Consider the following 3,774-nt stretch of genomic DNA (forward strand, 5'->3'; position numbering starts at 1 on the left):
AGTGATCACGACGCTGACCGCGCCGCCCGAGGCGCCGCCGGGGGCGGCGAGGGTCTCGATGGCCCGGGCCGCGTCGGGAAGGGCGAAGGTGTGGGTGACGAGGCGGTGCAGCGGCCGGTCGCCCGCCGCGATCAGCGCGACCGCCCGCCGGAACGAGGCGTGCCCCGCCGCCCGGACGCCCTGCACGCGCAGCCCCTTCAGGACCACGTCGTCGCTGGTGAAGCCCGGTACGGGGCGCCCGTTCTTGAGCCCGGCGAGGACCACCGTCCCGCCGGGCCGGACGATCGCCATCGCGTCCAGCACGGTCGTGGGGTCGTTCGACGCGACGTCGACCACCACGTCCACCGGGACGCCGCCGGTCAGCGCCCGGACCCGCTCCGGGACGCCGCCGCCGTCGGCCACCACGGCGGCGGTCGCGCCCAGCTCGAGCGCCAGGTCCAGCTTGTGCCGGTCGGCCGCCAGCCCGGTGACGATCACCGGGTCGGCTCCCGCCGCCCGCGCGGCCAGCAAGCACGCCAGCCCGCGCTGCCCGGCGCCGAGCACCACCACGCAGTCGCCCGCGCGGGTGCCGGGCACCTCGACCGCCCACTCGACGCCGGCCGCGAGCGCGTTGAACGTGGCGGCGACCGTCGGGTCCACGTCGTCCGGCAGCCGGTGCAGGACGCTGTTCGGATGCAGGTACATGCGGTCGGCGAACCCGCCCCACAGCGCGGGCGGGATCTTGGCGGGGACGAACCCGTAGCTCATCGGGAAGTGCTCCCAGCCGGCGCACAGCACGTACCGGCCCGACCGGCAGTCCCGGCACGCCCCGCACGGCAGCGCCGGCTCGACCGCGACCCGGTCACCCTCCGCGAGCCCCCAGCGCGCCGCCGCCCGCGCCCCGATCGCCGCGATCCGCCCGACCGGCTCATGGCCGGGGACGAACGGCGAGGTCGGGCCGATCGTGTCGAGCAGCGCGCCGCTGTACTCCTCGACGTCCGTCCCGCAGATCCCGCACGCCTCCACGGCGAGCAGCGCGTCGTCGGGGCCGACGTCGGGGAGCGGCAGCTCCACGAGGTCGAGGGTGCGCGGAGCCCGCTGCAGCACGGCGCGGGCCGCCCCCGCTCTCGTCATTTGGCGATGCTCCGGGTCATGCGGTGATGCCGGGTCATGTGGCGATGCCGGGTCATGTGGCGATGCCGGGTCATTTGGTGATGGTCCGGGTACCGCCGAACACGCGGCGGACGCGGGGCGCGAAGTGCTCCAGCGTCGGCGTGTCGAAGCCTGGGTCGAACGCGACCTGGTCCCACTCGTCGGCGAACCGGATCGCGTCGGCGTACCAGGGCTCGTCCTTGAACATCTCCCGCTCGGCCGGGTCCCAGCCGAAGTGCTCGCCGTAGTGCGCGGCCTCGAACGTCTGGTGCGCGTGGACGATCCGGTAGACCTCCTCGCACACGTACGGCCGCAGGATCTCCGCCGCGACCGCCGCGTGGTTCGCCGTGGAGATCACCTTGCCCATGTCGTGGCACAGCGCCGCGACGACCAGCTCGTCGTCCGCGCCCGCCGCCTCCGCGTGCGCCGCCGTCTGCAGCGAGTGCTGGAGCTGGTCGACCGCGTACCCGTCGGTGAACGCCGCGAGCGCGGCCAGCATCGGCAGCACCCGCTCGGGCGCCCGCTCCTGCGTCTTCAGGGTCTCCCCGCGGATGTGCAGCCACTGCTCGCGGGTGCCCTGGTCCATTCGAGTGAACATGTGCCTCCTTACCGGTAGCGCGGCCGGAAGTCCGGATCCGCGGGATCGAGCCCGTTCTCGTGCTCGGCGAACCACCGGGTCCGCACCGCCCGGGTCAACCGGGCGTCGACGAGCACCGGGCCGGACGGGTCGGCGATCAGTCCCTTCAGGTCGTCCAGCTCACCGGGCGTCCGGACGGTCGCGGCCCGCGCCCCGAACGCCCGCGCCACCGCGGCGAAGTCGGGCCGCGGGATCAGCGACAGGCCGGTGTCCATGCCGCGGTGCAGCATGTTGTGGTACTCGTAGCCGAACGCGGCGTCGTTCATGACGACGACCACGAGCCGCACGCCGCGGCGCACCGCCGTGTCCAGCTCGGCGAGGTTCATCATCAGCGCGCCGTCCCCGGTGACGGCCAGCGTCACCCGCTCGGGCCGCGCCGTCGCCGCACCGATCGCGGACGCGAGGCCGAGCCCGATCGAGCCGAAGTTCACCGGGAACACGAACCCCTGCGGGTCGGGCACCGACAGTCCGCGGGACGGCTCGGACAGCGCCGCGTGCCCGCCCTCGACGACCACCGTCCGCTCGCGCGGGACCATCCGCTCCAGCGCGGCGACCACGGTGTGCAGGTCGAGGCCGGTCTCATCGCCGCCGTCGGGGTACTCGGACCCGTAGACGTAGTCGCCGAGCCGTTTCGCGATGTCGTCCGTCCGCCAGCCGGTCTTGGGTTCGGCCGTCTCGGCGAGCATCGCGGCCAGCGCCCCGGCGTCGCCCAGGACGCGCAGGTCGGCGGGTGTCTCGAACGCTTCGGGGCGGACGTCGTTGTGCACGATGACCGGGTTCCCGGCGAGCATCCGGCCGCCGTCCAGGGTGAACGAGTTCAGTGATGCGCCGACCGCCAGCAGGAGGTCGGACTCGCGGATCAGCTCACGTCCGAGCGTCGTGGCGAAGCCTCCGCACACGCCGGCGTCGAACGGCTCACCGGCGAAGAAGCCCTTGGCCTTCAGCGTGGTGGCCAGGAGGGCGCCCGTCCGCGCGCCGAGCGCGACCAACTCGTCCCGCGCGTGCATGGCGCCCCGTCCGGCCACGATCACGGGACGCTCCGCCTTCCCGAGCAGCTCCGCGACCCGCGCGACCTCCTCGGCCCTGGGCGGCGGCGCGGGCGTCCGATCCTCGCGGAACGTTCCAGGATCGTCCCCGGCCTCGCGATCCAGCAGCGGCGTGGGGACGTTCAGCACGATCGGCCGCCGCTCGGTGAACGCCCGCCGCACCGCCCGCACGGCGTCCGCCACGGCCGACTCCGCCGAGTGCACCCACTGCACGCCCGCCCCGGTCGGGCCGACCACGTCCTCCTGATCGATGGCCTGCGGGTTGCGCAGATCGCCCGGCCGGGTGTCGGCGGCGACGAGCAGCAGCGGCGTCCGGGCCCGCGCGGCCTCCGTCAGCGCGGTCACCGCGTTGGTCAGCGCCGGCCCGTGCGTGACGGTCGCGACCCCGAGCCGTCCACCGGCCCGCGCGTACCCGTCGGCCATGAGCACGGCCCCGTCCTCACGCGCCGCCGCGACGTAGTCGGCCCCGTGCTCGCGCACGAGCACGTCCACGATCGGCAGGTTCCCGTCGCCGAGCACCCCGAACAGGCACGAAACGCCATGCGCCGCGAGCACCCCCGCCACCGCCTCGGCCACCCGCATCCGCGCCTCCCAGCACTCTCGGCACTGGTAGGGACTATCTTATAAAAGAAAGCATTCAGTCAAGAGTCCCCCGAGCCACAGTTGGCCGGCAAACACCCCGCTACCGCGCACGCCCAAGGACGTATCGACATGCGCGAAGAGGACGAGAAGCCGGGGCAGGAGGCGTTACGCAAGGTGCTCCACGGGCCATCGGGACGCAGTCGACCGATGGCGGAACGCGTCCCCGCGACACCAGACACGCGAGCGCGGGCGCTGCAGGCGTGATCGCAGAACGGGAGGCGTGAACGCGCAGCTGAGCGCGTGGGCGCGGGGCTGGGCGCGTGATCGCTGGCTGAGCGTGGGAGCAGGGGGTGAGTGCCGTGCGCGAGGGCTGGGCGC

Annotated in this window: 3 protein-coding genes; all 3 read right to left on the reverse strand. The window is 74.1% G+C overall.

From position 1 onward, the window contains the following. Nucleotides 1-1,113 (reverse strand): zinc-dependent alcohol dehydrogenase (locus tag ETD96_RS42445; protein ID WP_138642129.1); only part of this gene is annotated, 1,113 nt, incomplete at its 3' end. Nucleotides 1,114-1,183: 70 nt separating this feature from the next. Next, complete coding sequence (locus ETD96_RS42450; RefSeq protein WP_138642130.1) at nucleotides 1,184-1,729, reverse strand: HD domain-containing protein; 546 nt, start codon at nucleotides 1,727-1,729, stop codon at nucleotides 1,184-1,186. 8 nt (nucleotides 1,730-1,737) lie between these two features. Then, on the reverse strand, nucleotides 1,738-3,396 hold the full coding sequence (locus ETD96_RS42455; RefSeq protein ID WP_138642131.1) for a thiamine pyrophosphate-binding protein: 1,659 nt from the start codon (nucleotides 3,394-3,396) through the stop codon (nucleotides 1,738-1,740). Nucleotides 3,397-3,774: the final 378 nt, after the last annotated feature.

Source organism: Actinomadura geliboluensis (assembly GCF_005889745.1).
In the GTDB taxonomy this organism is placed as follows: Bacteria; Actinomycetota; Actinomycetes; order Streptosporangiales; family Streptosporangiaceae; genus Spirillospora; species Spirillospora geliboluensis.